Here is a 26,422-nt window from a genome sequence, read left to right as displayed (position 1 = left end):
CACGATTCTAAGGACGCCCGGGCCACCCGGGGGTGGGCGTCCACCCAACGGCGCCAGTTGTGGGTACGTCTCCTACTGTGATCCGGTGAGCGAGACCCCAGCCCCGACGCCTGCCTCCGACTGGGACGCCGACGGCTTCCGCGACCAGGTCCAGGCGGCCCTGGACCAGTTCCTCGACCGGCAGGCCGACCGCCTGGCCCCGCTCGGCCCCGACGCCGAGCGGCTGCTCGCCGAGGCCCGCGCGATGATCTCGGGCGGCAAGCGGCTGCGGGCGGCCTTCTGCTGGTGGGGCCACCTCGCGGTGGCGGCCCCCGTCGACGAGCAGGCCCTGGTGCGGGCCTGTGCCGCCCTGGAGCTGCTGCACGCCAGCGCGCTGGTGCACGACGACCTGATGGACGCCTCCGACACCCGGCGGGGTCGCCCGGCCACCCACCGCGTCTTCGAGCGCGAGCACCGCGCCGACGCCTGGCGCGGCGACCCCGAGCAGTACGGCGCCGCCGCGGCCATCCTGCTCGGCGACCTGCTGCTCTCCTGGTCCGATGAGCTGCTGCGCGGCTGCGGCCTGCCGGTGCAGCGGGTCGTGGCGGCCCTCGAGGTGCTCGACCTGTGCCGCACCGAGGTGATCGCCGGGCAGTTCCTCGACGTCTCGGTGCAGGCGCGTGGGCGCGCCGACGTCGACGCCGCCATGACGGTGCTGCGCTACAAGTCGGCGAAGTACTCCATCGAGCGGCCGCTGCAGGTCGGCGCCGCCCTCGCCGGGGCCGACCCGGCCACGATGGAGCAGCTCAGCGCCTTCGGCCTGCCCCTGGGTGAGGCCTTCCAGCTGCGCGACGACCTGCTCGGCGTCTTCGGCGACCCCGCGACCACCGGCAAGCCCGCCGGCGACGACCTGGTCGAGGGCAAGCGCACCGTGCTGGTCGCGCTGGCCCTCGACTCCGCCTCCGACGACGACGCCGCCCTGCTCGACCGTGCCCTGGGCCGCCCCCTCGACGACGAGCAGGTGGAGCGGCTGCGCACGATCTTCACGACCTCCGGCGCCCGGGAACAGGTCGAGGAGGTCATCACCGCACTGACCGAGCGCGCCACGCACTCGCTCGACCGCAGCGGCCTCGACCCCGCAGCGCGCACCGTGCTGACCGAGCTCGCCACGGCCGCGACCCAGCGTCTCGTCTGAGCACGGCCCGCCAGCCCCGTCGGGACGCTGCGGACACCGGCCGGTCGCGCCGTCGGTGCCGGCCACGAGGCGATCGGTGGGCCCGTGGCGCGCAGCTTTACCTCCCGCTGCACTGTTCCTCGCGCAAGATCTCGCCCAGGATCTCGCTCGAGCTGTCGATCTCGACGGGAGCCGGACGACAGAGGGTTGAGTGGCACGAGGCCACACGACGGAGAAGAGGAGCGACGATGAAGTACATGGTCCTGCTGGTCGGCGACGGTCCCCAGAAGCCCTGGCCGACGATGACGCCCGAGGAACAGGGTGCCGCGATGGCCCGGTTCGGCGAGTTCGACGCCGCCTGCACGGCGCACCCGGAGGTGTCGGTGGTGTCAGGAGAAGCGCTGGACGGGCCGGACACCGCCACCGTCGTGCGCACCGGGGCGGACGGCACCACGACGCTCACGGAGGGCCCGTACGCCGAGGTGCTCGAGGGCCTGGGTGGGTTCTACGTCGTGGAGGCCCCCGACCTGGACACGCTCGTCGAGCTGCTGCGTCTCCTGCCCCCCTACGACATGGAGATCAGGCCGGTTGTCGAGTACGAGTGAGTCGGGGGACGCCGCGGCGGTCGCCCTGGCACAGACGATGCAGGACGACTGGGGGAACCTGCTGGCCGGACTGCTGCGACGTCACCGACGCCCCGACCTGGTCGAGGACGCGCTGGCCGAGGCGTTCGCCCAGGCTGCGCAGGTCTGGCCCGACCGGGGAGTGCCCGCGAACCCGGCGGGCTGGCTGCGTACCGCCGCCGACCGCCGGGTCGTGGACAGCCTGCGCCGGGAGGCCGTGGCTCGGGACCGAGCCCACCTGGTCGCCCCCGGTGCCCAGCCGGGCGGACGACCGGGTGGGCAGCCGGGCACCCCGGTGCACGAGCCGGTCCACGAGCAGGCGCACGGTCCGGGGGGCGCCCAGCTCGGCCAGGACGTCGACGACCGCCTGGCGCTGATCTTCATGTGCACCCACCCCGCGCTGGCTCCGGAGGTACGACCCGCCCTGGCGTTGCGGTTCGTGATGGGCGTGCCGACCGAGACCATCGCGCGACTGTTCCTGGTCCCTGGCCCGACCATGGCGGCCAGGCTGACCCGCGCCAAGAAGCGCCTCGCCGGCTCCGGCATCCCGTTCGCCGTCCCCGACCCGGCCGCCTGGCCGCAACGGGTGGTGGGAGCCGCCCGCGCCATCTACCTCGCCTTCACCACCGGGTACGCCCCGGGCGGCGTCGAGGTCGTACGGGCACGCGACGCCGGCGAGGCCGTGCGGCTCGCGCTCCTGGCGGAGCGGATCGTGCCCGACGACCGCCGGGTCCTGACCAGCCTGTCCGCACTGCTGCTGCTCCAGCACTCTCGCCGCGACGCGCGCACCGATGAGCAAGGCCGGCTCGTGCTGCTGGCCGACCAGGACCGGTCGCGGTGGCACCGGCAGGAGATCGATGCCGCGGTCGAGCGCCTGGCCCGGCTCCCGCCCACCACCGGCTACGGCGAGGAGCTGCGTCTGCAGGCCGTCATCGCCGCCTGCCACGCACTCGCACCCAGTGCCGGCGACACCGACTGGCGCACGATCACGGCCGCCTACCTGCGCCTGGAGCAGCTGACGGGGTCCCCGCTCGTGCGGCTGAACCGAGCGGTCGCGCTGGCCGAGCTCTCGGGGCCCATGGCGGGGCTGGCCCTGCTGAAGGGCCTCGACGAACGGCTCCCCGGACACCACCGGGTCGCGACGGCGCGGGCGGAGCTGCTGCGCCGCGGCGGGCACGTGGACCAGGCGCGCGCCGCCTATCTCGACGCCCTGGCGTGGTGCCCCGCGGGCGCGGAGTCCAGGCACCTGCACGAGCGGCTGTCCTCGCTCGACGCGTCCGGTTCAGGGACCGATGCGTGAGAACGACGCGCCGTCGTCGTCGCTGTAGTAGCGCTCGCCGCCCGCGCCGGCCACCAGCAGCGAGCCGGCGCCGAGGGCGTACTGGCTGTAGTAGCCGGTGGTGCGCTGGACCGGCAGGAGGCCCGCGCCGTTGAGGAAGGGCCGCCGGGAGACGCCGGCGGGCAGCTCTCCCCCGGCGTCGACGTCGCGCAGCACCTCGGCGACCCGGGCCGGCAGGTCGATGGGGGCCACGTAGGGCAGTCCGCTGACGGGGTCGTCGGGTGCGCGGGCGTCGCTGCGGCCGGGGTCGTCGACGCTGCTGAAGGTCGAGCTGCCGGGGTCGCGCCCGGCCAGCAGCCAGATGCCGAGCGCGAGGCCGATCACCACGACGATCGCGAGCGCGCCGGAGGGGCCGCCCCGCGGCGGCCGGACGTTCTCGGGAGAGATGCGGTAGACCACGACGACCCCCCGGGAGGTCCTACAGGGCCATGGCCTGGGCGCGGCGCTTGACCTCGGAGCCACGGTTCTCGCGCAGCGCGTCGATCGGGCGCCCCGGGAGGCCGAGGTCGAGGAAGAGCCAGGCGATGCACTCGCGGTCGTCGTAGCGACCGTCGTGCAGGACGGTCAGCAGCCCCGGCAGGCCCTTGACGGGCAGGCGCAGCTCGTCGTCGATGAACAGGGCCGGGATCTTCTGCCCCTCGCCGGGCACCGGCACGGCGGCGGCCAGCTCGTGGGTGCGGATCATCGTGCGGACCTTGCCGACGCTGACCTCGAGCCGGCTCGCGGCCTCGGCCCAGTCGATCCAGTCGTCGACCAGGACGGCCAGGTCGTGCCCTGCCAGGGAAGTCTCGCTCATGGCTCCATGCTCCCACCCCGCACCAGGCCCGCCCAACCGTGAGGGTGGGGCGTACGCCGCCCCGACCCGCCTGCGGGCCGTCGGTGCCCGTCCCGGCGGGTCCGCCCGCCTACGATGGGCTCCGCCGGAACCTTCCCCGTCCGGCCACGCAGGAGGTCGCTGTGCCGACAGACCGGCAGCCGCACGAGGTCGCCCGGCCTGCCCGACAGGGCACGTCCGGTGGCCTCGCCGACCCCGTGACCGGCCGCGTCCTCGACGGTCGCTACCGCATCGGGCCGCGCATCGCGCGCGGCGGGATGGCCAGCGTCTACGAGGCCACCGACCTGCGGCTCGACCGCGTCGTGGCCGTCAAGGTGATGCACGTCGGGCTCGGCGACGACGAGGAGTTCGCGGCCCGCTTCGTGCGCGAGGCCCGCGCCGCGGCCCGGCTCTCGCACCCCAACGTCGTCGCGGTCTTCGACCAGGGCGACGACCAGGGCACCGTCTTCCTGGCGATGGAGCTGGTCCCCGGGCACACCCTGCGCGACGTGATCGCCAAGGAGGCCCCGATGTCGCCGTCGCGGGCGCTCGCGCTGGTCGAGCCGGTGGTCTCCGCCCTGGCCGCGGCGCACCGCTCAGGCATCGTGCACCGCGACGTGAAGCCCGAGAACGTGCTGATCGCCGACGACGGGCGGGTCAAGGTCGCCGACTTCGGGCTGGCCAAGGCGGTCGGGACCGACACCCAGCACACCGCGACCGGCGGCGTGCTCATCGGCACCGTCTCCTACCTGGCCCCCGAGCTGGTCTCCGAGGGCATCAGCGACGCGCGCGCCGACGTCTACGCCGTCGGGGTGCTGCTCTACGAGCTCCTCACCGGCGCGAAGCCGCACGAGGGCGAGAGCCCGATCCAGGTGGCCTACAAGCACGTGCACGAGGACGTGGCGCCCCCCTCGCGGCTGGTCCCCTCGCTCCCGGGGTACGTCGACGCGCTGGTCGCCCGCGCCACCTCCCGCGACCGCGGGCTGCGCCCGGCCGACGCCGGGGTGCTGCTGCACCACGTGCACCGGGTGGCGCACGCGCTGGCCGAGGGCGTGCGCGAGGACCCCGAGCTCACCCAGGACCTGGCCCCGCTGCTGCTGCACCCCGACACCGGCGAGATCGTCGTCGAGGAACCGGGGCCGGCCCGGCCCCCCGGGCCCGGCGTGGACCCGGGCGCCACCGGCGACCACGAGCCCACCTCGATGCTGCGCACGGTCTCGGCGCCCGACTCCCCGGTGCGCGCCGCTGCACTGCCCGGCCTGCCCGGCCTGCCCGACCCGCGGGGGCCGCAGCCGGACGCACCCGCGTCCGCCGTCAGCCCTGCCCGACCCGCCGGCCCCGCCCGCCGTCGCCGCTGGAGGGGCCCGGTCGCGGTGCTGCTCGCGGTGCTGCTCGCCACCACCCTCGGGATCGGCGCCTGGTGGTACGGCTGGGCGCGCTACTCGACCGTGCCCAGCGTGCTGGAGCAGGGGCGCGCCTCGGCGGTCGCCGAGCTGGAGGACGCCGGGTTCGAGGTCGTCCTCGGCGAGGCCGTCTACAGCAACCGGGTGCCCGAGGGTCGGGTCGTCACCGCCGAGCCCGGCGCCGGCAGCCGCGCCCTGGAGGGCGACGAGGTCACCATCGTGCTCAGCCTGGGCATCGAGCAGTACCCGGTGCCCGAGCTGGCCGGGCGCACCCTCGAGGAGGCGCGCTCCGCGCTGGCCGAGGTCGAGCTGGAGGTCGGCCGGGTCAAGGAACGGTTCTCCGAGACCGTGCCCGACGACCAGGTCGTGCGCAGCACCCCGGGCCCCGGCAAGGAGCTGCGTCCGGGCGCCGCGGTCGACCTCGTGGTCAGCAAGGGGCGCAAGCCGGTCAACGTGGGCGACTGGGTCGGTGAGCCGGCCGACGAGGCGCAGCGCACGCTGGAGCGCAAGGGCCTGGTGGTGCAGCGCAACGAGGACGTCTTCTCCGACGACGTCGCCGCCGGTGACGTCGTCGCCCAGGAGCCCACGGGCGGCACCCTCTTCAAGGGCGACACCGTCACCCTGACCGTGTCGAAGGGGCCCGAGCTGGTGGAGGTGCCCGGCGTGCGGGCCCAGGGGGTCGACGCGGCCCGGGCGCAGCTGGAGTCGCTGGGCTTCGTGGTGCAGGTCGAGAACATCTCCGACTACCTGGGGCTGGGCTACGTCTTCCGCACCGACCCCGGGGCGGGCGAGCTGGTGCCGAAGGGCTCGACCATCACCCTCTTCCTCGTCTGAGCGTCCTCGTCCGAGCGGGCGCGTAGTCACTTCTGACCAGCCCGGGTGGGCAGTGCGGGCTATGTCGCCGCGGCCGATCGGGTAGGACGATCGAGGGACGGACACCGGGGTCCGTGCCCAGGGGAGGGCGGCACCAGGGGGGGACCCACCATGGTTCGAGGTCGAGAACGCACGACGAGGCACGCCGGACGCGGCCCGGGCGGGGGTGCAGCGGGACCGGCGCGGCGGGGTCCGTGGCGCGACCCGCACGCCCTGCTCGCCGCCGCGGGGGCCGCGGTCGCCGTGGTGGTCCCGGTGGGGCTGCTGCCCCTGGCCCTGGAGCGCGAGCCCCGGCTCAGCGACCCGGCCGTCGCCGTCTCCGCACTGCTGCTGGTCCTGGTCGTCGGGCTCCTGGAGTGGCGCGCCGCCGGGCGCGTGGTCGACGGGCACCGCGCGGTCCTCGAGGCGGCCCTGGTCGACGCCGCCCGGGTCCGCGCCCAGCACGAGGCGCGGGCCGAGGAGGTCGAGCACGACGCCCGCAGCGCGCTGGGGGCGCTGCGGTCGGCCCTCTCGACCCTCGAGCGCTACGACGAGCAGCTCGACCGCAGCCTGGCCCACCGGCTCCAGGCGGCGGCGCTGCGCGAGGTCGACCACCTCGAGCAGCTGATCCGCCTGCGCGAGCCCGCGCCGCCGGCACCGGACGGCGCCGGGACGGTCGACTTCGACGTGCGCGAGGTGGTCCGCGACGTGGCGCTGACCCGCCAGGTCGCCGGCCTGCGGGTGCGCACCGACGGGGTCCACGGGCGCGCGCACGGGTCGCGGGGCGACCTGGCCACGGTGCTGGGCAACCTGCTGGTCAACGCGATGCGGCACGCCCCGGGAGCCGCGGTCGAGATCACCAGCGCGGTGGTCGGTGACCGGCTCGAGCTCAGGGTGCGTGACGACGGCCCCGGCATGCGTCCCGGGCTGGCGGCGTCGGTCTTCGAGCGCGGCACGCACGGCGGCCACCACCTCAGCACCGGCCTGGGCCTGTACGTCTCGCGACAGCTGCTGCGCGAGCTGGGCGGCGACCTGCGCCTGGAGGCATCCGGACCCGGGTGCTGCTTCCTGGCCACCCTGCCGGCGGCGCCACGCGACGTCCCGGCTCCCCACCCTGCGCACCGCGAACGGCAGCCGGCCGGGGGCGAGCGGGTGCCGACGGACCTCCGGGACCGAGCGACGTCATGACCCGCACGTGCCATGGCGGAGGCCGCTCGGATGCGGCAGGATCGACGGCCACGGTTGCTCGGGGCCGCGCCGACCAGCCGCACCGAGGTACGCCATGAGGACCCACCGCCATGACCCGGCCACCGCGCCGCCGAGCCCGTCCAGTCCTGCTCCTCGCCCGCGCATCAGCATCATCGAGCGTCACCGGCTGCTGGTCGACGGGCTCGAGGTGGTGCTGCGCGCCGAGGGCTTCGAGGTGGACCCCGTCGACGTCGCGGACAGCGAGTGGGGCGACCTCCAGGACCCCGACGGCCTCGACGAGCTCGTGGCTGCGGCCTGCGGTGGCGGGCCCCGGCTCGTGCTGCTCGCCCTCGACCTCGGCGGCGGTGTCGACGGCGCCGACCTCGTCGCCGCCCTGTGCCGGGCCGGCGCCAGGGTCCTGGTCGTGACCGGCATCGAGGACCCCGCCCGCCACGACCGTGCGGTCGCCCAGGGGGCGCTCGCGGTGCTGCCGAAGACGATGGGCCTGGCCGACATCCTCGCCGCGCTGCGACGCGCCGCGGCCGGAGAGGACCTGATGTCGCCGGCCGATCGCGACGCGGCCCGCCGCCGCGACGCCGTCCGCGCACCCGAGCGCCGCCGCGAGGTGCAGGGACTGCGCCTGCTGAGCCCGGGCGAGTCGCAGGTGCTGGCCCACCTGGTGGCCGGCCACTCCGTCGGCGAGATCGCCGCGCGCCGGCGGGTGCGGCCCTCCACGGTCCGTGCCCAGGTGCGCGCGATCCTCGTCAAGCTCGGCGTCAGCTCGCAGCTGCAGGCCGTGGCCGTCGCGCACCGTCGCTCGTGGCGGCCTCCGCCCGACGACTGGGAGGCGACGGCGACCTCCGCGTGAGGGCCGCCACAGACCCGCGGATTGGCTGCCCGCGCCAGCGGCTCCCTAGCGTGCTCGCGTGAGCACCCACGACGTCGCGCAGCGCAACCCGATCGGCACCCACGTCCTGGTCGGCAAGGGCCTGGCGGCCGGGGCCCTGGTCGACGCCGAGCGGCTGGGCTGCGAGACCCTCCAGGTCTTCGTCGGCAACCCGCGCGGGTGGGCGCTGAGCCCCGGCCGACCGGCCGACGACGAGGCCTTCCGCGCCGCGACCGCGGAGCGCGGGATACGCACGTTCATCCACTCCCCCTACCTGGTCAACCTCGGCTCCCCGACGCAGAAGACCTACGAGAACAGCGTCGCCGTCGTGGCCCACAACCTGCGCCGCGCCGCCGAGACCGGCGCCGAGGGCGTCGTGGTCCACACCGGCTCGTACGTCGACCCGCAGGGCGACCCGGCCGGTGCGGCCGAGCGCCACGCGGCCGCGCTGCGCCAGGTGCGCGAGGGCCTGCTGCCGCTGCTCGAGGCGCTCGGCGACGACGGCCCGTGGCTGCTGCTCGAGCCGACCGCGGGCCAGGGCCGCTCGCTGTGCGCCGGCGTGGAGGACCTGGCGGCCTACCTCGACGTGCTCGAGCACCACCCGCGCGCCGGCATCTGCCTCGACACCTGCCACGTCTTCGCCGCCGGCGCCCCGCTCGACGAGCCGGGCGGCGCGGCCGCGACCCTCGAGCGGATCGTCGAGATCGGCGGCCCGGGGCGGCTGCGGCTGGTGCACGCCAACGACTCCAAGGACGTGCGGGGCGCCTTCAAGGACCGCCACGAGCGGATCGGCGAGGGCCACATCGGTGCCGCCGCCTTCGGCGAGCTCTTCGCCCACCCCGCGACCGAGGGCGTGCCCTTCGTGCTCGAGACCCCCGGCTCGCGCGACGACGACAACCCCGACATCGCGCTGCTCAAGCGGCTGCGCGCCGAGGCCCACGGCTCCGTCGCGTGACGACCACCCTGCCGGCGACCTCGCGCCGCACCTCGGCGCTGGCCACCATCGCGCTGCTGGCGATGACGGCGAGCTGGGGCAGCACCTTCTTCCTCATCAAGGACCTGCTCGAGCGGGTGCCGACCCTCGACTTCCTCGCGGTCCGCTTCGCCGTGGCCACCGTGGCGATGGTCGTGGTGGCCCCGCGCGCGCTGTCGCGGCTGAGCCGCGAGTCGCGGCGCCACGCCGTCGTGCTCGGCCTGGTCTACGGCCTGGCCCAGATCCTGCAGACCGCCGGCCTGGCGCACACCCCGGCCAGCGTCTCGGGCTTCATCACCGGCATGTACGTCGTGCTCACCCCGCTGCTGGCCGCGGTGCTGCTGCGCAGCCGGATCGGGGCGACGACCTGGGCCGCGGTGGCGCTGGCGACCGCGGGCCTGGCGGTGCTCAGCCTCGACGGGCTGTCGGTCGGCTACGGCGAGGCGATCACCTTCGTCTCCGCGATCCTCTACGCCCTGCACATCGTCGGCCTCGGCGCGTGGTCGGACGCGCGCCAGGCGCTGGGCATGTCGATCGTGCAGATCGGCGTGATCGCGCTGGTCTGCACGCTGGCCACCGCCCCCGACGGGATCGTGCTGCCGAGCACCGGCGCCGACTGGGCGTCGGTGGTCTACATGGCGCTGGTCGCCGGGGCGCTGGCGATGCTCGCCCAGACCTGGGCGCAGGCGCACCTGCCGCCCACGCGCACCGCGCTGATCATGAGCATGGAGCCGGTCTTCGCCGCCACCTTCGCGGTCTGGCTCGGCGGCGAGGCGACCACGGCGCGGATGGTCGGCGGCGGGTTGATGGTGCTGACCGCGATGCTCGTCGTCGAGCTGCGCCCGCCGCGCAGCCAGCACCCGCCCGGGCCGCGGCCCGACCCCGACGACGGACCCATCGAGGGCCAGGTCACCCACCTGGCGGTGTGAGCGGGGGTCTCGCCAGCTGGGAAGCCCCCGGTGGTGTGACGAGCGCCGCCTAGTCTCCTCGCATGGTCGTCGTCATGTCCCCCGACGCCACCGACGAGGACGTGGCCCACGTCGTCGCGCGGGTCGAGGGCGTCGGTGGCGAGGCCTTCGTCAGCAAGGGCGTGGTGCGCACGATCATCGGGCTGGTCGGGGACATCGACTCCTTCCACCACCTCAACCTGCGCACCATGCGCGGGGTCGCCGACGTGCACCGCATCTCCGACCCCTACAAGCTCGTCAGCCGCCAGCACCACCCCGACCGCTCGACCGTCTGGGTCGGCCCGCCGGGACGACAGGTGCCGATCGGCCCCGACACCTTCACGTTCATGGCCGGGCCCTGCGCGGTCGAGACCGCGGCGCAGACCCTCGAGGCCGCGCAGATGGCGGCCTCCGCGGGGGCCACGATCCTGCGCGGCGGGGCCTTCAAGCCGCGCACCTCGCCGTACGCCTTCCAGGGGCTGGGCCTGCGCGGCCTCGAGATCCTGGTCGACGTGGGCCGGGCCACGGGGCTGCCGGTGGTGACCGAGGTCGTCGACGCCCGCGACGTCGCGGTGGTCGCCGAGCACGCCGACATGCTGCAGGTCGGCACCCGCAACATGGCCAACTTCGGCCTGCTGCAGGCGGTCGGCGACGCCGGCCGACCGGTGCTGCTCAAGCGCGGCATGACCGCGACCGTCGAGGAGTGGCTGATGGCCGCCGAGTACGTCGCCCAGCGCGGCAACCTCGACATCGTGCTGTGCGAGCGCGGCATCCGCACCTTCGAGCCCGCCACACGCAACACCCTCGACGTCTCCGCGGTGCCGGTCGTGCAGGCCACCAGCCACCTGCCGGTGATCACCGACCCCTCGCACGCCGCCGGCCGCAAGGACCTGGTCGTGCCGTTGTCGCGGGCCTCGATCGCCGCCGGGGCCGACGGCATCATCGTCGACGTGCACCCCGACCCGGAGTCGGCGCTGTGCGACGGCCCGCAGGCGCTGCTGGGCACCGAGCTGCGCGAGCTCGCGGCCGCCGTACGACGACTGCCCCCGGTGCTGGGCCGGGTCGACGCCGGCGAGCGGATCCGCACCGCCTGAGCCCCGTCCCGGCCCTCGCGACCGGCACCGACCGGTCTGGACCACCTCGCTAGGCTGGACCGGCCGACCGGGGAGGGGCCCAGGGCCGGCGCCGGGAGGGACGTGACCGCGCACTGCGCCGCCTGCGGGGCACCACTGGTCGACGTCGGCCGCTACTGCACGAGCTGTGGCCAGCCACGGCCCGACGCCCCCGAGGTGGCGGCGCCACCGGCCGTGGGCGGGCGCCCGGGTCCGGCCCGCTACCCGCTCTACGTCGACGCGGACCCCCGACCCGCCCCCGAGGCAGCCGCAGCGCAGGACGCCTGGGTGCAGCCGACCGAGACCGACCTGTCGCCTGTGCCGTCTGCCCCCGCGGCACCGGTGCAGCGGCCGCGCCGCCGGCGGGGGCTCGGGTGGTTGCTGGCCCTCCTCCTGCTCGCCCTGGTCTGCGTGGCCGGGGGTGCGTGGCTCGGGAGCCGCGACCAGGGCACCGGCTCCCCCGCCACCGAGGGGTCGGCGGCGTCGGGCGAGCCGCGGCCGCTGCTCGACCTGGCCGAGGCCTCGGCGCCCGCCCAGGACGACGACAGCGTCGACATCGCCACCGGCGAGACGACGACGTACGCCGCCGCGAACCTGCTCGACGACGACCCGAGCACCGCGTGGCGGGTGCCCGGCGCCGCGGTCGGCACCGAGCTGGTGCTGCGCCTCGACCAGGAGGTCACGCTCACCACCGTCGGGCTGGTCAACGGCTACGCCAAGACGTCGGTCTCGGAGGGGACCACCTACGACCTCTACGCCGGCGGGCGGCGGGTCACCGCGGTCACCTGGCTGCTCGGCGACGCGCCACCGGTGCGCCAGGAGCTCGACGAGACCCGCGACCCGCAGGTCCTCGACGTCGGTGCGGTCACCACCGACACCGTGCGGCTGCGCATCGAGTCGGTCACCGAGCCCGGCTCGGGGCCGGCCGCCCGCGACACCACCGCGATCAGCGACGTGGTGCTCGAGGGGATCGTCGCGGACGCGGCCGGCGGTGGGTAGGAACACCCACCCCCGCCGCGGAGGATGGGTGCTGCGACCGACGCGTGGGAGGGCGGGCGGCTCCTAGCGTGGGGGCCACCCTCACCCACCTGGAGCAGTCATGAGCGACACCCTCCGCGACAGCACCTCCGAGACGTCCACCGACGTCGTCGTCGTCGGCGCCGGCCAGTCGGGCCTGGCGACCGCCTACCACCTGCGGCGCCGAGGGATCGACCTCGTGGTCCTCGACGCCGCCGAGCACATCGGGGACCAGTGGCGCCGCCAGTGGGACTCGCTGCGCCTCTACTCCCCGGCCCGCTACGACGCACTGCCGGGGATGGCGTTCCCGGCCCCGCCGTGGTCCTACCCCGACAAGGACCAGGTGGCCGACTACCTGGCCTCCTACGCCCGGCACCTCGACCTCCCGGTCCGGCTGCGCACCCGGGTCCTCGCCGTCGACCCCGACGGCGACGGGTACGCCGTGCGCACCGACGCGGGCACCTACCGCTGCCGCAGCGTGGTGGTGGCCACGGGCACGTTCGGGCGGGCGCCGTACCGGCCCGGCATCGCCGCGCAGCTCGACCCCGGGATCCTGCAGCTGCACTCCAGCGAGTACCGCCGCCCCGGGCAGCTGCGCGAGGGGCCCGTGCTGGTGGTCGGGGCCGGCCACTCCGGCACAGACATCGCCTACGAGGCCGCCGAGAGCCACCCCACGATCCTGGCCGGACGCGACTGCGGGCAGATCCCGCCCCGGCTGGAGTCCCGCAGGATGCGGCTGCTGTTCCCCGTGCTGATGCTGGTGTGGAAGCACGTGCTCAACCGTCGGACCCCGGTCGGGCGCCGGATGATGCCGCACCTGCGTCACCACGGCGGCCCGATGCTCCGGGTCAAGCGCGCCGACCTGGCCGCGCGCGGCGTGGAGCGGGTGACCTCACGGGTGGAGTCGGTCCAGGACGGGAGACCGGTCGTCGACGGCACCCCCCGGGACGTGGCGACCGTCGTCTGGGCCACCGGGTTCCGGCAGGGCTTCGACTGGATCCACCTGTCGGTCGTCGGCGACGACGGCTGGCCCCGCGAGCTGCGCGGGGTGGCCACCGACGCCCCCGGGCTCTTCTTCTGCGGCCTGGCCTTCCAGTACTCCTTCACCTCGATGCTGCTGGCCGGCGCCGACCGGGACGCCGGGTTCGTCGCCGCCCGGGTGGCCGAGAGGCACCGGGACCGCGCGGGGCTCGCGACCGCGGCCTGAGCCGCCGTACGCTGCCCGGGGAGGTTCCTGCGATGGGCGTCGGCGAGCTCGAGCGGGCCCGGGCCGGCTTCGAGCGCGGCGACTGGGCCGCCGCCCACGCGGGCTGGGTGGCCTCGGCACCGGGCACGCTGTCGGTGCAGGACCTCGCCGACCTCGCCACCGCGGCCGAGCTGCTCGGGCGCCACACCGAGGCGGTGGCGGCGCTGCAGGACGCCTTCGCGCGGTCCCTCGAGGGCGGGGAGCTCCCCCGGGCCGTCCACTGCGCCTTCCGGTTGGCGATGACCACCGCCGCCCACAGCCAGCCGGCGCTGTCCGCAGGGTGGGCCGCGCGTGTCGAGGAGCTCCTCGACACGCTCGACGACGACGCGGTCGAGCACGGCTGGGTGGCGATGCTGCGGATGTTCCGCGCGCTCGGCGCCGGAGCGTTCGACGAGGCGGGCGCGTGCGCCGACCGTGCGGCGGCCGTGGGACGAGGACACCACGACACCGACCTGGTCGCCATGGCCACCTGCGCGCGCGGACGGTTCGCGATGTACGCCGGGCGGGTGCCCGCCGGGCTGGCGCTGCTGGACGAGTCGATGGTCCGGGTGGTGGCCGGGGAGACCTCGCCCGTGATCGCCGGCCACGTCTACTGCACCGCCATCGAGGGCTGCCAGGAGGTCGGCGACCTGGCCCGCGTCGCGGAGTGGACAGCCGCACTCGAACGCTGGTGCGCCCGGCAGCCGGACCTGCTGGCCTTCACCGGGCAGTGCGCCGTGCACCGTGGCCAGCTGCTGCGCCTGCACGGGGACTGGCCCGGTGCCCTCGCGGAGTTCGCGGACGCGGAGCGGCGCTACCGCCAGGTGCACGCCCTCGACGCGGTGGGGCTGGCGTCGTACGAGAGGGGCGAGGTGCTGCGGCTGCTCGGTCAGCACGCCGACGCCGAGGCCGCCTTCGACCGGGCCTCCGACCACGGCTACGAGCCGCAGCCCGGGCTCGCCCTGCTCTGGGTGGCGCGCGGTCGGACGGGCGCCGCACGGGCGGCGGTGGGCCGACTGCTCACCGAGGCGGCCGGACCCGTGCAGCGGGCGCGCCTGCTCGGCCCGGCCGTCGACGTGCTCCTCGCCTGCGACGACCAGGGCGCCGCCCGCGACCTGGTCGACGACCTGGACCGCCTGGCCGCGGAGTTCGGCTGCGCCGGGCTGCTGGCCACGGCCGCGGCCGCGCACGGTGCGGTCGAGCTCGCCGTCGGCGACCCGGCCGGCGCGCTCCCCTACCTGCGCAAGGCGTACGCCGCCTGGGTCGCCCTCGACGGCCCCCACGAGGTCGCGCGGGTGCGCGTGCAGCTGGCCCGGGCCCTGCGCTCGATGGGCGACCACGACTCGGCACGTGTCGAGCTGGAGGCTGCCCGCCGCACCTTCGCCGCCCTGGGGGCCGCGCCGGACCTGGCCCAGGTGGGGCGCCTGATGGCTCCCGAGGTGCTGCCCGCCGGGCTGACCGGGCGCGAGGCGCAGGTGCTGCGGCTGGTGGCCGCCGGGCGCAGCAACGCGCAGATAGCCGACGAGCTGGTGCTCAGCGAGAAGACCGTGGCCCGGCACCTGAGCAACATCTTCACCAAGCTCGACGTGCACTCCCGGACCGCCGCAGCGGCGTTCGCCTTCGAGCACGACCTGATGTGACGGCTCCTGCCGGTCGGCTGGCTCAGAGGCGGGCCAGCACGGCCGCGGCCCGCTCGGCGGCCGCGCGGTCGACGCCGAGGTGGGTGACCAGGCGCACCGTGCGCGGCCCCACGGCCGCCACGCGCACACCGGCCTCGGCCGCGCGTGCGACGTAGCCCGGTGCGTCGTCGTGGGGCACCACCACGATGTTGGTGTCCACGCCGGCCGGGTCGACCCCGCAGGCCTCCGCCAGCAGGCGGGCGTGCTCGTGGTCGTCGGCGAGGCGGTCGAGGTGGTGGTCGAGGGCGTGCCGGCCGGCGGCGGCCAGGATGCCGACCTGCCGCATCCCGCCGCCCATCCGCTTGCGGCGCACCCGCGCCGCGCTGATCGCGTCGGCGCTGCCGACCATCAGCGAGCCCACCGGGGCCCCGAGGCCCTTGGAGAGGCAGACCGCCATGGTGTCGGCGACCGCGCCGTACTCCGCCAGTGGCGTGCCGGTCGCCACGTGCGCGTTCCAGAGCCGCGCGCCGTCGACGTGCACCGCGATGCCGGCGCCGTCGGCGAGCTCGCGCAGGTCGCGCAGGTCGCCGATCGGCAGCACCGTGCCGCCCGCGAAGTTGTGGGTGTTCTCGACCGAGACCGCGGCCGTGCGGACGAAGAACGGCCCCATGTCGGGGGCGAGCATGCCGCCGACGACGTCGAGGTCGAGCTGGCCGCGCGGGTGCAGCCAGGTGCGCATCGTGACCCCCGAGATCGCGCCGTGGGCGCCGAGCTCGGCGCGCGCGATGTGGGCGGAGGCCTCGCACAGCACCTCCTCACCGGGCTCGACCAGGGCCCGCACCGCGAGCACGTTGGCCATCGACCCGGTGGGGGTGAAGAGCGCCGCCTCGTGGCCCAGCAGCCCCGCGACGTGCTCCTCGAGGTCGAGGACGGTCGGGTCCTCGCCGTACACGTCGTCGCCGACCTCGGCGCGCGCCATGGCGGCACGCATCGACTCGGTGGGCTGGGTCAGGGTGTCGGAGCGCAGGTCGATCACCCCGGCATCCTCACACCCGCGACCCGGCCGGTTCGAACCGGCCGGGTCGGCGCACACGCCGAGCCGGCGCCAGTTCACGCGCGAGTCGGCGCCAGTTCCGGAACTGGCGCCGACTCGGCGAGGAAGTAGCGCCGGCTCGCGGGCTGACGGGCTGCTGCCTCAGGCCTTCTTGAGCATCTCCGCGACGAGGAAGGCGGTCTCCAGCGACTGCACCCGGTTCAGGCGCGGGTCGCAGACCGACTCGTAGCGGTTGCCGAGGTCGATCTCGGCCAGCTCCTCGCCACCACCGACGCACTCGGTGACGTCGTCGCCGGTGAGCTCGATGTGGATGCCGCCGGGCCAGGTGCCCAGCGCGCGGTGGACGTCGAAGAAGCCCTGCAGCTCGTCGATGACGTCCTCGAACTTGCGGGTCTTGTAGCCCGAGGAGGCCTCGAAGGTGTTGCCGTGCATCGGGTCGCAGACCCAGGCGACCTGCAGGCCCGCGGCGGTGACCTTCTCGACCAGGTCGGGCAGGCCGTCGCGGATCTTGCCCGCACCGAAGCGGGTGATGAAGGTCAGGCGCCCGGGCGTGTTGTCGGGGTTGAGCCTGGCGGCCAGCGCGATCGCGTCGTCGGCGGTGGTGGTCGGGCCGAGCTTCACACCGATGGGGTTGCGGATCTTGCTCAGCAGCTCGACGTGGGCGCCGTCGAGCTGGCGGGTGCGCTCGCCGATCCACACGAAGTGCCCCGAGACGTCGTACGGCGCCTCGGTGCGCGAGTCGATGCGGGTCATCGCGTGCTCGTACTCCAGCACCAGCGCCTCGTGGCTGGAGTGGAAGTCGACGCGGTGGAACTCGTCGGGGTCGGCGCCGATGGCCTTCATGAAGGTCAGCGCGCGCTCGATGTCGGCGGCCATCGACTCGTAGCGCTGGCCGATGGGGCTCGAGCGCACGAAGTCGGTGTTCCAGGTGTGCACCTGGCGCAGGTCGGCGTAGCCGCCGGTCACGAAGGCGCGCACCAGGTTGAGGGTGGCGGCCGAGGCGTTGTAGACGTCGACGAGGCGCTGCGGGTCGGGCACCCGCGAGGCCTCGGTGAACTCGAAGCCGTTGACCGCGTCACCGCGGTAGGCCGGCAGCGTGACGGCCTCGCCGTCGACGGTGCGGGTCTCGTTGTCGGAGGAGCGCGGCTTGGCGTACTGCCCGGCCAGCCGGCCGACCTTGACCACCGGCACCGAGCCGGCGTACGTCAGCACGACCGCCATCTGCAGCAGCACGCGCAGCTTGTTGCGCACGTTGTCGGCCGTGACGCCGGCGAAGGTCTCGGCGCAGTCGCCGCCCTGCAGCAGGAACGCCTCGCCGCGGGTGACCGCGGCGATCTTGTCGGTCAGGTCGTCGCACTCACCGGCGAAGACCAGCGGCGGCATCGTGCGCAGCTTGGTGACGGCGGCGTCGACGGCAGCACGGTCGGGGTACGACGGCTGCTGGGCTGCTCCGCGGGCGTGCAGGCTCTCGAGATCGGGGATGGCGCTCACCCGACCAGACTACGTCCGTGCGGGGCGCCCCTCCGATTCGCGGCTCGGGCGTGGGACGCTCACAGACCCTCGAGGTGGTCGATGTCACGGAAGCCGGTGCGCTTGGCCCGCACCCCCCGGTTGGTGGCCCAGGTCAGCACCCACAGGCCGACGCCGATGAGCAGCAGCACCCCGGCGATGGAGTACTGGATGTGGTCGTCCTCGTTGCGCGCCCACGGCCCGACGAGGAAGGCGGCGGTCGCGGCACCGACGTACGGCACCCAGGTCGGGGCGCGGAAGACCGGCTCGGTGCGGGTGTCGCGGCGCAGCACCAGGCAGGCGATGTTGACGACCGTGAAGACGACCAGCAGCAGCAGCCCGGTGGTGCCGGCCAGCGCCACCACGACGTCGCTGTCGGAGCGCAGCCGCACGAAGGTGATCAGGCCCAGCGCCATGGCGGTGGTGAAGAGGATCGCGGCCCACGGGGAGCGGCGCCCCGGCAGCACCGCCGACAGCGAGCGCGGCAGCACGTCCTGCTTGCCCATGCCGTAGATCAGCCGACTGGCCATCAGCATGTTGATCAGAGCGGTGTTGGCGACCGCGAAGACGGTCAGGAACGGGAAGATGTCGTCGATCGGCAGGCCCGGCGCACCGACCCGCACCACGTCGAGCAGGATGCCGGCCTCGGGGTTGACCGGGTCGGTGATGTCGCCCGGCGGGATCACCACGACCACGGTGATCGCGACGAGCACGTAGATCACCGCGCAGACGCCCAGGCCGGTGAGCATGATGCGGGGGAAGGTCCGGCCCGGGTCCTCGACCTCCTCGACCATGTTCACGGAGTCCTCGAAGCCGACCATCGCGAAGAACGCCACCGTGGTGGCGATGGTGATGGCCGCGAAGACGTTCTTGTCGCCCGGCGACTCGAAGACCACGACCCGGCCCACGTCGCCGTCGGTGGCCATCGCCCAGAAGCCGATGGCGATGATGACGCCGAGCGCGAGCACCACGACCGAGGTCAGCACCACGTTGAACCGCACGCTCTCGCCGACGCCACGCAGGTTGACGAGCGCGAGCAGCACCATGAAGCCGAGCGCGACGAGCAGGGTCGCGGTGTCGCCGGTGGGTACGCCGCCGACGAGGCCGTCGAGGCCGAGGAGCAGGTTGGAGGCGACCAGGCCCGAGGACGTCGAGGCGCTGGTGATGCCCGAGCAGACCACCGCGAAAGCCACCAGGAAGGTCAGGAAGTGCACGTTGAACGCCTTGTGCACGAACAGCGCGGCCCCGGCGGCCTGCGGGTGCTTGGTCACCAGCTCGAGGTAGGACAGCGCGGTCAGGGCGGCCACGGCGAAGGCGACCAGGAACGGCACCCAGGCCACGCCCCCGACCTCGCCGGCCACGTCGCCGGTGATCGCGAAGACGCCGGCGCCGATGATGTCGCCGACGATGAAGAACAGCAGCAGCCGCGGGCCGATGGCCCGCTTGAGCTCGCCCCCCGCCCCCTCGTCACGCTGCTCCGCCGGGTCGGGGCGGGTGGTGCTCTGCGTGGCCATGCTGCCTCCCGGGTCGTGGTGCTGGGAGGAGTCCTGCCCCGCGGCGCCCCGGCCAAACCTGCGGGCGCGGGGACCTCAGCCGAAGAAGACCTCGGCCTCGGCGTACTCGGCGGGGCTGACGGTCTTGAGCTCGCCGGTGCCCTCGATCAGGGGGACCCGGTCGATGCGGGTGCCGCGCAGCGCCATCATCGTGCCGAAGTCGCCGTCGGCGACCGCGTCGGCGGCCTGCAGCCCGAAGCGGGTGGCCAGCCACCGGTCGAAGGCGGTGGGGGTGCCGCCGCGCTGGATGTGGCCCAGCACGACCGCCCGCGCCTCCTTGCCGGTGCGGTGCTCGATCTCGCTGGCCAGCCGGTCGCCGATGCCCCCCAGGCGCACGTGGCCGAACGAGTCCTTCTCCCCCGAGGAGAGCGTCATGTCGCCGCCGTCCTTGGGCACCGCGCCCTCGGAGACCACGATGATCGGGGCGTACTCGCTCTCGAAGCGGGTCTGCACGTGGTCGCAGACGGCGTCGATGTCGAAGGGCTGCTCGGGGATCAGGATGGCGCTGGCGCCGCCGGCCATGCCGGCGTGCAGGGCGATCCAGCCGGCGTGGCGGCCCATCACCTCCACCACCAGCACCCGGTGGTGCGACTCGGCGGTGGTGTGCAGCCGGTCGATCGCGTCGGTGGCGATGTTGACGGCCGTGTCGAAGCCGAAGGTGAAGTCGGTGCCCGACAGGTCGTTGTCGATGGTCTTGGGGACCCCGACGACCGAGACGCCCGCCTCGGCCAGCTTGGTGGCCACGCCGAGGGTGTCCTCGCCGCCGATCGCGACCAGGGCGTCGACCCCGTCGGCGGCCAGGTTGGCGCGGATCCGCTCCACCCCGTCGTCGATCGCGAACGGGTTGGTGCGCGAGGAGCCGAGGATGGTGCCGCCGCGCGGCAGGATGCCGCGGCACTGCTCGATGCCCAGCGGGAAGCTCAGCCCCTCGAGGGGGCCCTTCCAGCCGTCGCGGTAGCCGATCAGCTCGAAGCCGTGGTCGCGCACCCCACGGCGCACCACGGCACGGATGACGGCGTTGAGGCCAGGGCAGTCCCCGCCTCCGGTCAGCACTCCCACTCGCATGACCTCGACCCTAGTCGCGAGCGCGTCGCACGGCCATCACCTCCGGCGGCGTGCGAGCATGCGCGCCATGACCGTCCGCCTGCTCGCCTCCGGCGTGGCCCTGCTGCTCGCCGCCGCCGCCTCCTGGGCCGGCCTCGCCGCGTCCCACCTCGATGGCTACCGCTGGGACGAGGCGTCGTTCGTCCCGGCCGACGGGCGACCCCACGACGTACGGCTGGCCGACGACCGCACGGCGGTGCTGTGGACCTACGAGCCCGACGCGACGCCGGACTGCTCGGCGGTCGACACGACCACGGGCCGGGACCTGCCGATGGCGCCGCTCGACGCCTCCTACCGGCGCGAGGGCGGCAGCCCCGGCGACTGGACCGGCACCGCCTCCTTCGAACCGGCCTCGGCGACGGTCGAGGTGACCTGCACCGGGGGCGGGGGCAGCACGGTCCACGAGACCGCGGTGGCCGTCGAGACCGCCCCGCGGCTGCCCGCCCCGCTCGTCGGCCTCGGCGCGTGGGGCGCCGTCCCGGGCGTGCTGGCGCTGGCCGGGCTGCTGGCGCTCGGCGCCGCCGCCCTGCTCGTCGTACGACGCCGGCCGGCGGCGCGCTGACCGGCGCGGCCGCTCAGACCGCCAGCACCTCGGAGCGGGTGCTGACCCGGTCGGTGGCCAGCGGCATCACCGGCCCAGCCGCAGCGCGACCAGGCCGCCCGCGAGGGCGATCGCACCCAGCGCCGCCCAGATCGGCCACACGCCTCGGTCGAGCAGCCACGCGAAGGTCACCGGCGCGACCGCGCCCGCCACGCCCCAGGCCAGCTGCACCAGCGAGAGGTAGCGACCGCGCAGGTGCTCGGGCGCCGCCTCGGCCGACAGGGCGCCGTGCACCGGCCCGCCGAGGAGCTCGCCGGCGGTGTAGACGACCGAGCCGAGCAGCAGCGCGACCACCGCGAGGGCGACCGGGAGCGCACCGGCCAGCGCCATGACGGCGTACGCCGCCGCGAAGGTGGCGTGGGCGAGCAGCAGCACCCGCCAGCGGCGCGCGCCCGTCATCGCGCGCACCACCAGCCCCTGGCCCAGTCCGACCAGCACCGTGTTGAGCGTGAAGACGGTGCCGGTGACCCAGCCGGGCAGCCCCAGCACCGTCGTGGCGTAGACCGGCAGCACCACGTTGAGCACCATCATCGACATCGCGAAGCACAGCTGGCCCAGCACCAGCAGCCGGTAGGGCCGGTCGCGCAGCACCGTGGCCCATGAGCCGGGCTCGGGGCGGTGGCCGCTCGAGGCCGTGGCCGGCACCGAGAGCAGCAGCAGGAAGGCCACGGCGTACGACGCCGCGTTGACGACCACGATGGCGGCGTACGCCGACGGGGTGCCGATGGTGATGGCGAGCCCGGCCGCGAGCCCGCCGAGCGCGAAGCCGACGTTGCGCAGCGCGCCCCAGGAAGCCGAACCAGCGCTCCCGCTCCCCCGGCCGGGAGATGGCGGCCACGATGGTGCCGTAGGAGCCCCAGAAGGCGGTGCGCCCCAGGGTCACCACGACGGTCCACACGACGACCGCGGTGACGACTCGGTCAGCAGGTAGGCCAGGAAGCCGACACCCTGCAGCGCGTTGCCGGCCAGCAGCACGACCTTGGCGCCGAAGCGGTCGACGACACCGCCCAGCAGCGGCCCGACCGGCAGCGCCAGGAGCGCCGAGAGCGACAGCGCCGCACCGACCTCGACCAGCCCCAGCGACGTGGTGGCCAGGAAGTACAGCACCGAGACGGGCATGAAGACGCCGCTGCCGACCGCGTCGATGGCGATCGCGGTGACGAAGCGGCGGTGGTCCCCGAGAGAGGGCCAGCCCAGGCGCTCGGCCCAGGTGGTCGTGTGCGGCACGCGGAGCATCCTCACAGTGCGGTGGCTCGGGCGTCGACCCGTCCCCGGATCGCTACAGTCCCGGCATGACCTTCTCGATCGTGGCCCGCTCCGCCGACGGTGAGTCCTGGGGGGTGGCGGTGGCCTCGAAGTTCCTGGCCGTCGGCAGCGCCGTGCCCGCCGCGGTGGCCCAGGTCGGCGCCATCGCCACCCAGGCCGACGCCAACGTCGCCTTCAAGGGCCTGGCGCTCTCGCACCTCGACGAGGGCGCCACCGCCGCGGTCGCCCTCGACCGGCTGCTCGAGGAGGACGAGGGCCGCGACCACCGCCAGGTCGGCATCGTCGACGTCGACGGCGGCGCCGCCACCTTCACCGGCCCCCTGTGCCTGGACTGGGCGGGTGGGCGCAGCGGCGACGGCTACGCGCTGCAGGGCAACGTGCTCGCCGGCGAGGAGGTCCTCGAGGCGATGGAGACCGCGTTCCTCGGCTCCGACCCGGGAGCCCCGCTCGGCACCCGGCTGCTGGCCGCGCTGCATGCCGGCGACCGGGCCGGCGGCGACCGCCGCGGTCGCCAGTCGGCGGCGCTGCTGGTGGTGCGCGACGAGGCCGGGTACGGCGGTCTCGACGACATCGAGGTCGACCTGCGCGTCGACGACCACGCCGACCCGGTGGTCGAGCTCGCCCGCCTGCTCGACCTCAACGAGCTCTACCTGACCGCCTCCACCGAGGAGGAGAAGGTGGCCGTCACCCCCGAGCTCGAGGCCGAGCTCGAGCGGTTCGCCGCCGAGGGCGGCCACCGCGACTTCCACGCGTGGGTCGGCACCGAGAACTACGAGATGCGGGTGGCGCCCGACCTGTCCTGGATCGACCGGCGGGTCCTGGCCGTGGTGCGCGGGGGCACCGACGAGGCCTCCGCGTGAGCTGTGTCCTGGCGATCGACGCCGGCACCACCGGCGTCACCGCGGTCGTCGTCGACGCCTCGGGCCAGGTCCGGGCCCGCGGCTACCAGGAGTTCGCCCAGCACTTCCCGCACCCCGGGTGGGTCGAGCACGCGCCGGAGGAGATCTGGCAGGCGACCCTGGAGTCGGTGCGCGCGGTGCTGGGCCAGGTCGACGCCGCCGAGCTGACCTCGATCGGGATCACCAACCAGCGCGAGACGGTGCTGCTGTGGGACCGCGAGACCCTGGGCTCCCCGCGGCGCGCCATCGTCTGGCAGGACCGGCGTACGGCCGAGATCTGCGTGCGGCTGCGCGAGCAGGGCCACGAGCCGCGGGTCGCCGAGCTGACCGGGCTGCGGCTGGACCCCTACTTCTCCGGCACCAAGCTGGCCTGGCTGGCCGAGCACGAGCCGCGCACCTGGGCGCTGGTCGAGGAGGGCCGGTACGCCGTCGGCACCGTCGACTCCTACCTGGTCGCGCGGATGACCCGCGGCCTCGAGCACGTCACCGACGTCTCCAACGCCAGCCGCACGCTGCTCTATGACCTCACCACCGGCGACTGGTCGGCCGAGCTGTGCGCGCTCTTCGGGGTGCCGGTGGACGCGCTGCCCGAGATCGTGCCCAGCTGGGGCGAGGTCGCGACCACCGACCCGCGCTCGTTCCTGGGCCTCTCGCTCCCGGTGGCCGGCATCGCCGGCGACCAGCAGGCGGCGCTCTTCGGCCAGACCTGCTTCGACGTCGGCGACGCCAAGTGCACCTACGGCACCGGCTCGTTCATCCTCACCAACACCGGCGGCGAGCTGGTGCGCTCCGACGCCGGCCTGCTCACCACCGCCGCGTGGCGCTCCCCCGACGGCACCGACACCTTCGCGCTCGAGGGCGCCGTCTTCGTCACGGGAGCTGCGGTGCAGTGGCTGCGCGACGGCCTGCAGATCATCGGCTCGGCCGCCGAGACCGAGGCGATCGCGGCGACCGTCGACAGCTCCGAGGGGGTTGTGTTCGTGCCGGCCCTGACCGGCCTGGGCGCCCCCGACTGGGACCCGCACGCCCGCGGCACCATCCACGGCCTGACCCGCGGCACCACCCGCGCCCACATCGTGCGCGCCACCCTCGAGGCGATCGCCTTCGAGGTGCGCGACGTGCTCGAGACGATGCACGGCACCGTTCCGGCCCGCACCTCCCTGCGCGTCGACGGCGGGGCCTGCGCCAACGACCTGCTCTGCCAGGTCCAGGCCGACCAGCTCGGCCTCGAGGTGCAGCGCCCCCGGCTGTCGGAGACCACCGCGCTCGGCGCCGCCTTCCTCGCGGGCCTGGGCACCGGTGTCTGGAGCTCCACCGACGACCTGCGCGAGACCTGGCAGCTCGACCGCAGCTTCTCCCCCCGCGGCGACCGCGAGCGCGCCGACGCCGAGCACGCCCGCTGGCGCGAGGCGGTCGAGCGCTCCAAGGGCTGGGCCCTCCTGTGACCAGGCCCCACCCTGACCCGGCGCATATCTCGCGCTGACCCGGCGCATATCTCGCGCTGACCCGGCGCAGATCTTCCACTCACCCGGCCCGAATCTCTCGTCGACCCGGCTGGCTCCTCCGCTTGACCCGGTCGCGCCCGCCCGAAGCAGAACCCGGGCGGGTCCGCGCCGGGTCGGTGGGAAGTTTGCGCCGGGTCAGCGCGAGATTCGCGCCGGGTCGGTGGGAGGTTTGCGCCGGGTCAGCGTGAGATTTGCGCCGGGTCAGCGGGAGGCCTGGGTGAGGGCCCGGGCGGCGCGGTCGCGCTCGGCCTCGGCCTCCTCGAGGGCGGCCTGGGCCTCGTCACGCTCGTCCTCGGCCTCCCCCAGCTCGTCGTCGACGTCCTCGCTGGTCGATTCCAGCTCGGCCAGGCGCCGGCGCAGCTCGTCGATCTCCGACTGCACCTGCAGGCCGCGGGCCTCGAGCTCCTCGACCCGCGCGCCGGCCTCCTCGCGGGCCTCGCGAGCCCGGGCCAGCTCCTCGTCGGCCGCCTCGAGCGCCTCCTCGGCCTCGGCCCGGGCGCGCTCCTGCGCCTCCGGGTCGGGTACGACGTGCAGCTCGGGCCGCGGGGGCGCCTCGGCGGGGGCGGCGGCGCGGGCCTCGAAGCCGAGCGCCTGCGGCAGCGCCAGCGCCGCGGCCACGTCGACGTCGTCGACGCCGGTGGTCTCGAGCGGCGCCACGAGCAGCCCGCTGCGCACGGCGCGGGCGCAGTCGGCGTCGACCATGGCCGCGGTCAGGGTGGCCTGCACCTGCTCGGCGACGGCCTCGGTGACGCGCAGCCCGTGCTCGCGGGCCAGTCCGCGGGCGGTGGTGGTGACGGCGGCGGTGAGCTGGCGGCGCTGCTTGGTCAGCGTGCGCAGCTCGTCGGCCGACATCGAGGCCTGGGCCTCGCGCAGCGCGGCCCCGACCGAGAGCACCTGCTCGACCTGCTCGGTCTCGTGGCGCACCAGCAGGTCGACGACCCACGCGGCGGTGGTCGGCTTGCGCAGGGCCTTGAGGTCGCGGGCCAGGGCGCTGCCGCGGTGCTGCTTGACCAGGGCGTCGCGCGAGGCGGTGAACTCGCCCAGCGGCAGCCCGTAGAGGTCCTCGGCCAGGTCGAGGAGCGACGGCGCGTCGGCCTCCTCACTCATCGTCGAGGCCGCGCTCGATCGCCCACCGGGTCAGCTCGACGCGGTTGTGCATCTGCAGCTTGCGCAGCGTGTTCTGCACGTGGTTCTGCACCGTGCGGTGCGAGAGCACCAGGCGCTCGGCGATCTGCTTGTAGGACCAGCCCTTGGCGACCATCCGCAGGACCTCGGTCTCGCGCTCGGTGAGCTCGGGGTGCCCGGCGCCCGGGTCGTCGTCGGGGGTGTCGGAGAGCCGGCGGTACTCCCCCAGCACCAGCCCGGCCAGGCCCGGGGTGAAGACGGGGTCGCCGACGGCGACCGCCGCGACAGCGGCGAGCAGCTCGGCCTTCGAGGCCGACTTGACCAGGTAGCCGGTGGCGCCCGCCTTGACCGCGGCCAGCACGTCGGCCTGCTCGCCGGAGGCCGAGAGGATCAGCACCCGCGCCGACGGGTCGACCGCCAGCACCCCGGCGGTGACCTCGACGCCGCTGGGCCCGGGGATCTGCAGGTCGAGGACGACCACCTGGGGCCGGGCGGCCGGGAACCGTGCCAACGCCTCGTCGCCCGTGGCGGCGACCGCCACGACGTGGTGCCCGGCCGCGGCGAGGTCGCGCTCCACCGCGTCGCGCCACATCGGGTGGTCGTCGACCACCATCACGCGCAGCGCGGCGGTGGCGGGAGGTGTGACGGCGCTCAT

25 protein-coding genes and 1 pseudogene are annotated in these 26,422 nt (G+C 74.9%); 16 read left to right on the top strand and 10 right to left on the bottom strand.

Features of this window, described 5'->3' with window-relative positions:
- Positions 1-85: 85 nt before the first annotated feature.
- From H0S66_RS15050 to H0S66_RS15040, 3 genes are all read left to right on the top strand, one after another.
- Positions 86-1,174 carry a polyprenyl synthetase family protein gene (locus tag H0S66_RS15050; RefSeq protein WP_258016941.1) on the top strand — a complete coding sequence of 363 codons (1,089 nt, stop codon included), beginning with the start codon at positions 86-88 and terminating at the stop codon, positions 1,172-1,174.
- A 227-nt stretch (positions 1,175-1,401) separates the two neighbouring features.
- Positions 1,402-1,758 (top strand): YciI family protein, encoded by a 357-nt coding sequence (locus H0S66_RS15045; RefSeq protein ID WP_179616095.1) that lies wholly within the window; start codon positions 1,402-1,404, stop codon positions 1,756-1,758.
- Between the two features lie 37 nt (positions 1,759-1,795).
- On the top strand, positions 1,796-3,076 hold the full coding sequence (locus tag H0S66_RS15040; RefSeq protein WP_179616094.1) for an RNA polymerase sigma factor: 1,281 nt from the start codon (positions 1,796-1,798) through the stop codon (positions 3,074-3,076).
- On the opposite strand, the gene H0S66_RS15035 is transcribed toward H0S66_RS15040, so the two are convergent.
- Together H0S66_RS15035 and H0S66_RS15030 are read right to left on the bottom strand one after the other, a co-directional pair.
- Positions 3,059-3,514: a hypothetical protein gene (locus H0S66_RS15035; RefSeq protein WP_179616093.1), complete on the bottom strand. Its 456-nt coding sequence runs from the start codon at positions 3,512-3,514 to the stop codon at positions 3,059-3,061. The two genes, H0S66_RS15040 and H0S66_RS15035, sit on opposite strands and share 18 nt — an antisense overlap.
- A gap of 19 nt (positions 3,515-3,533) precedes the next feature.
- Positions 3,534-3,911: an Rv2175c family DNA-binding protein gene (locus H0S66_RS15030; RefSeq protein ID WP_179616092.1), complete on the bottom strand. Its 378-nt coding sequence runs from the start codon at positions 3,909-3,911 to the stop codon at positions 3,534-3,536.
- Positions 3,912-4,147: 236 nt separating this feature from the next.
- Here H0S66_RS15030 and pknB point away from each other — a divergent pair.
- From pknB to H0S66_RS14985, 10 genes and pseudogenes are all read left to right on the top strand, one after another.
- A pseudogene (pknB, locus tag H0S66_RS15025) lies at positions 4,148-5,908 on the top strand (Stk1 family PASTA domain-containing Ser/Thr kinase); the annotation flags it as partial.
- 51 nt (positions 5,909-5,959) lie between these two features.
- On the top strand, positions 5,960-6,166 hold the full coding sequence (locus H0S66_RS21080) for a PASTA domain-containing protein (protein ID WP_420846882.1): 207 nt from the start codon (positions 5,960-5,962) through the stop codon (positions 6,164-6,166).
- Positions 6,167-6,460: 294 nt separating this feature from the next.
- On the top strand, positions 6,461-7,372 hold the full coding sequence (locus H0S66_RS15020) for a sensor histidine kinase (protein WP_179616091.1): 912 nt from the start codon (positions 6,461-6,463) through the stop codon (positions 7,370-7,372).
- A gap of 94 nt (positions 7,373-7,466) precedes the next feature.
- Positions 7,467-8,240, top strand: coding sequence for a helix-turn-helix transcriptional regulator (locus H0S66_RS15015; RefSeq protein ID WP_179616090.1), 774 nt, complete (start codon positions 7,467-7,469; stop codon positions 8,238-8,240).
- Positions 8,241-8,298: 58 nt separating this feature from the next.
- Positions 8,299-9,213: a deoxyribonuclease IV gene (locus H0S66_RS15010; RefSeq protein WP_179616089.1), complete on the top strand. Its 915-nt coding sequence runs from the start codon at positions 8,299-8,301 to the stop codon at positions 9,211-9,213.
- Positions 9,210-10,160 carry a DMT family transporter gene (locus H0S66_RS15005; protein ID WP_258016939.1) on the top strand — a complete coding sequence of 317 codons (951 nt, stop codon included), beginning with the start codon at positions 9,210-9,212 and terminating at the stop codon, positions 10,158-10,160. Before H0S66_RS15010 ends, H0S66_RS15005 begins: the two co-directional genes overlap by 4 nt.
- 62 nt (positions 10,161-10,222) lie before the next feature.
- Positions 10,223-11,272 carry a 3-deoxy-7-phosphoheptulonate synthase gene (gene aroF / locus H0S66_RS15000; protein WP_179616088.1) on the top strand — a complete coding sequence of 350 codons (1,050 nt, stop codon included), beginning with the start codon at positions 10,223-10,225 and terminating at the stop codon, positions 11,270-11,272.
- 396 nt (positions 11,273-11,668) lie between these two features.
- Entirely contained in the window at positions 11,669-12,289 is a 621-nt protein-coding gene (locus tag H0S66_RS14995) for an NADase-type glycan-binding domain-containing protein (RefSeq protein WP_179616087.1), read from the top strand.
- A gap of 100 nt (positions 12,290-12,389) precedes the next feature.
- Positions 12,390-13,514, top strand: coding sequence for a flavin-containing monooxygenase (locus tag H0S66_RS14990; RefSeq protein ID WP_179616086.1), 1,125 nt, complete (start codon positions 12,390-12,392; stop codon positions 13,512-13,514).
- A 32-nt stretch (positions 13,515-13,546) separates the two neighbouring features.
- Complete coding sequence (locus H0S66_RS14985; protein WP_179616085.1) at positions 13,547-15,172, top strand: LuxR family transcriptional regulator; 1,626 nt, start codon at positions 13,547-13,549, stop codon at positions 15,170-15,172.
- A 22-nt stretch (positions 15,173-15,194) separates the two neighbouring features.
- On the opposite strand, the gene H0S66_RS14980 is transcribed toward H0S66_RS14985, so the two are convergent.
- The 4 genes from H0S66_RS14980 to H0S66_RS14965 all read right to left on the bottom strand — a co-directional run bounded on the left by H0S66_RS14980 (position 15,195) and on the right by H0S66_RS14965 (position 20,332).
- Positions 15,195-16,187: a threonine aldolase family protein gene (locus H0S66_RS14980; RefSeq protein ID WP_179616084.1), complete on the bottom strand. Its 993-nt coding sequence runs from the start codon at positions 16,185-16,187 to the stop codon at positions 15,195-15,197.
- A 159-nt stretch (positions 16,188-16,346) separates the two neighbouring features.
- A complete protein-coding gene (locus tag H0S66_RS14975) occupies positions 16,347-17,696 on the bottom strand; it encodes a class II 3-deoxy-7-phosphoheptulonate synthase (RefSeq protein ID WP_179616083.1) in 1,350 nt (449 codons plus the stop codon).
- 59 nt (positions 17,697-17,755) lie between these two features.
- Positions 17,756-19,228 (bottom strand): APC family permease, encoded by a 1,473-nt coding sequence (locus tag H0S66_RS14970; protein ID WP_179616082.1) that lies wholly within the window; start codon positions 19,226-19,228, stop codon positions 17,756-17,758.
- Between the two features lie 75 nt (positions 19,229-19,303).
- Positions 19,304-20,332 carry a 6-phosphofructokinase gene (locus tag H0S66_RS14965; protein WP_179616081.1) on the bottom strand — a complete coding sequence of 343 codons (1,029 nt, stop codon included), beginning with the start codon at positions 20,330-20,332 and terminating at the stop codon, positions 19,304-19,306.
- A 67-nt stretch (positions 20,333-20,399) separates the two neighbouring features.
- Between H0S66_RS14965 and H0S66_RS14960 the strand changes: the two genes are divergently transcribed.
- Positions 20,400-20,933 (top strand): hypothetical protein, encoded by a 534-nt coding sequence (locus H0S66_RS14960; protein ID WP_179616080.1) that lies wholly within the window; start codon positions 20,400-20,402, stop codon positions 20,931-20,933.
- Positions 20,934-20,999: 66 nt separating this feature from the next.
- Here the strand turns inward: H0S66_RS14960 and H0S66_RS14955 are convergent, their stop codons facing one another.
- Both H0S66_RS14955 and H0S66_RS14950 read right to left on the bottom strand, forming a co-directional pair.
- On the bottom strand, positions 21,000-21,752 hold the full coding sequence (locus H0S66_RS14955; protein WP_338037255.1) for an MFS transporter: 753 nt from the start codon (positions 21,750-21,752) through the stop codon (positions 21,000-21,002).
- Between the two features lie 99 nt (positions 21,753-21,851).
- On the bottom strand, positions 21,852-22,199 hold the full coding sequence (locus H0S66_RS14950) for an MFS transporter (protein ID WP_180923649.1): 348 nt from the start codon (positions 22,197-22,199) through the stop codon (positions 21,852-21,854).
- Positions 22,200-22,264: 65 nt separating this feature from the next.
- Between H0S66_RS14950 and H0S66_RS14945 the strand changes: the two genes are divergently transcribed.
- Both H0S66_RS14945 and glpK read left to right on the top strand, forming a co-directional pair.
- On the top strand, positions 22,265-23,098 hold the full coding sequence (locus H0S66_RS14945) for a DUF1028 domain-containing protein (protein ID WP_179616078.1): 834 nt from the start codon (positions 22,265-22,267) through the stop codon (positions 23,096-23,098).
- Complete coding sequence (gene glpK / locus H0S66_RS14940; RefSeq protein WP_179616077.1) at positions 23,095-24,582, top strand: glycerol kinase GlpK; 1,488 nt, start codon at positions 23,095-23,097, stop codon at positions 24,580-24,582. The genes H0S66_RS14945 and glpK overlap by 4 nt, the downstream gene beginning before the upstream one ends.
- A 261-nt stretch (positions 24,583-24,843) precedes the next feature.
- Here glpK and H0S66_RS14935 read toward each other — a convergent pair whose 3' ends face one another.
- Together H0S66_RS14935 and H0S66_RS14930 are read right to left on the bottom strand one after the other, a co-directional pair.
- Positions 24,844-25,749 (bottom strand): hypothetical protein, encoded by a 906-nt coding sequence (locus H0S66_RS14935; protein ID WP_179616076.1) that lies wholly within the window; start codon positions 25,747-25,749, stop codon positions 24,844-24,846.
- Complete coding sequence (locus tag H0S66_RS14930) at positions 25,742-26,422, bottom strand: response regulator (RefSeq protein WP_218876339.1); 681 nt, start codon at positions 26,420-26,422, stop codon at positions 25,742-25,744. The genes H0S66_RS14935 and H0S66_RS14930 overlap by 8 nt, the downstream gene beginning before the upstream one ends.

The organism is Nocardioides marinisabuli (genome assembly GCF_013466785.1).
GTDB lineage: Bacteria > Actinomycetota > Actinomycetes > Propionibacteriales > Nocardioidaceae > Nocardioides > Nocardioides marinisabuli.
Note: the sequence above shows the minus strand (reverse complement) of the source record. Positions and strands in the feature narration are given on the sequence as shown.